A 1,537-nucleotide genomic window follows, 5' to 3' on the forward strand; every position below is an offset into this window, starting at 1 on the left:
GTGGAGGAGATGGAGGAGCAGGTCTTCTCCCCCGCGCGCACCTCCAGCACCTCGCGCTTGAGGGAGTAGATGCGCGCGGCAGGCGCTGTTCCTGCTGCGCGACGTGCTCGACGACCTGCAGCGCACGGTGGAGCACGTGGAGGGCTACGACCGGCTGCTCAGCGACATCCTCAGCGCGCACCTCGCGCAGGTCTCGGTGCGGCAGAACGACGACATGCGCACCATCTCCGCGGTGGCGGCGATGGTGGCGGCACCCACCCTCATCGCCGGCGTGTACGGCATGAACTTCGAGCACATGCCGGAGCTGGGCTGGCGCCTGGGCTACCCGGCGTGCCTGCTGCTCATGGTGACCGTCAGCCTGGCGCTGTACCGCGCCTTCAAGCGCTCCGGCTGGCTCTGAGCGCCGCACCCCGGCGCCGCGCTCAGGCGGAGAAGCCGTCGTTGAAGGCGGGCAGCGCGCCGAACGCCACCAGCGCGTAGACCACGACGGCCAGCGCGATGCGGTAGACGACGAACGCGGTGTAGCTGTGCGTGGAGATGTACCGCATGAGCCAGGCGATCACCGCGTAGCCGACGACGAAGGCGACGACGGTGGCCAGGACCGTGGGCCCCCACGCCACGCCCGCGCCGGCGCTCAGCTCGTCGTACAGCTGGAACAGGCCGGAGGCCACCACGGCCGGGATGGCCAGCAGGAAGGAGTAGCGGGCCGCGGCCTCGCGCGTGTAGCCGAGCAGCAGGCCCATCGTGATGGTGCCGCCGGAGCGGGACACGCCGGGGACCAGCGCCAGCGACTGCGCCAGCCCGAACAGCAGGCCGTGCTTCCAGGTCAGCCGGTCCAGCGTGCGCTCCTTGCGCCCGAAGCGGTCCGCGGCGCCCAGCAGCAGCGCGAACAGCCACAGCGTGGTGCCGATGACCACGAAGCCGCGCAGGACGGTCTCGATCTGGTCCTGGAAGGCCAGGCCCAGCACGCCGATGGGGACGGTGCCGAGGATCACCAGCCAGCCCATCCGGGCGTCGGGGTCCGAGCGCGGCACCCGCCCGGCCAGCGAGAGCGCCCAGCGGCTGACGATGCGGGCGATGTCGCGCCGGAAGTACAGGACGACCGCGGCCTCGGTGCCCAGCTGGCTGATGGCGGTGAAGGCGGCGCCGGGGTCGTCGGCGCCGATGAGGGTACCCACGATCGCCAGGTGCCCGCTGGAGGAGATGGGCAGGAACTCGGTCAGGCCCTGCACGAGCCCCAGGAGGGCGCCCTCGCCGAAGCCCATGCTCACGCGGCGGCCCCCGCGGGCAGCGGGAGGCCGGCGCGGAGCGCCGGGCGGCAGGTCAGGGGGTGCCGCGCGCGGCGGCGCGGCGCGGTGCTGGGGGCGGTACGGGCTGTGAGCACCCGGGGACCCTACCCAGTCGCACCGCGCCCGCCGGGTGCCCGCGGGCGGCGGCACGACAGGCACCGGGGCCGATCACCGAACCCTCACACCGCACCGCACCGCACCGCCCCGCCGGCGGCCGGAGCGGTGCGGTGCGGTGCGGTGTGAGGGTT

At 73.7% G+C, this 1,537-nt stretch carries 1 protein-coding gene and 1 pseudogene; one reads left to right on the forward strand and one right to left on the reverse strand.

The annotated features are described in order from the left end of the window. Nucleotides 1-97 precede the first annotated feature (97 nt). Nucleotides 98-400: pseudogene (locus tag GTR00_RS20560) on the forward strand (CorA family divalent cation transporter); the annotation flags it as partial. 22 nt (nucleotides 401-422) lie between these two features. Here GTR00_RS20560 and GTR00_RS20565 read toward each other — a convergent pair. Then, entirely contained in the window at nucleotides 423-1,265 is an 843-nt protein-coding gene (locus GTR00_RS20565; protein WP_166613385.1) for an undecaprenyl-diphosphate phosphatase, read from the reverse strand. Between the last annotated feature and the right edge of the window lie 272 nt (nucleotides 1,266-1,537).

It is taken from the genome of Kineococcus indalonis (genome assembly GCF_009906395.1).
Taxonomy (GTDB): domain Bacteria; phylum Actinomycetota; class Actinomycetes; order Actinomycetales; family Kineococcaceae; genus Kineococcus; species Kineococcus indalonis.

What these genes read in the sequence shown, in the direction of transcription:
- GTR00_RS20565 (WP_166613385.1), bottom strand. Translation starts at nt 1,265, where the DNA reads ATGGGCTTCGGCGAGGGCGCCCTCCTGGGGCTCGTGCAGGGCCTGACC.